Annotated in this window: 1 pseudogene; it reads right to left on the bottom strand. The window is 57.9% G+C overall.

From position 1 onward, the window contains the following. Positions 1–247 (bottom strand): annotated as a pseudogene (locus tag D0N36_RS19335) (IS3 family transposase); the annotation flags it as partial.

Raw genomic sequence — 247 nt, 5'->3', positions numbered from 1 at the left:
GGCTGGTAATACCAGCTCGACCGCTGTAGCGATACGAGCTGGCAGGCTCGGCGGGTCGAGATGCGATAGGCGTCGCGTAAGTGTTGAGCCACGTGGCGACGCTGCACGGGCTTCAGAACTTTTTTTTTGAGTACATCCTGCAGCATCTGCTTGTCCAGGCTCAGGTCCGTGACCAGCTGTTTGAGCTGCTGGTTCTCTTCTTCCAACTGTTTTAAACGGCGCAACTCGGACACGCCCAGCCCGCCGT

The organism is Hymenobacter lapidiphilus (assembly GCF_003417065.2).
Classification (GTDB): Bacteria; Bacteroidota; Bacteroidia; order Cytophagales; family Hymenobacteraceae; genus Hymenobacter.
Note: the sequence above shows the minus strand (reverse complement) of the source record. Positions and strands in the feature narration are given on the sequence as shown.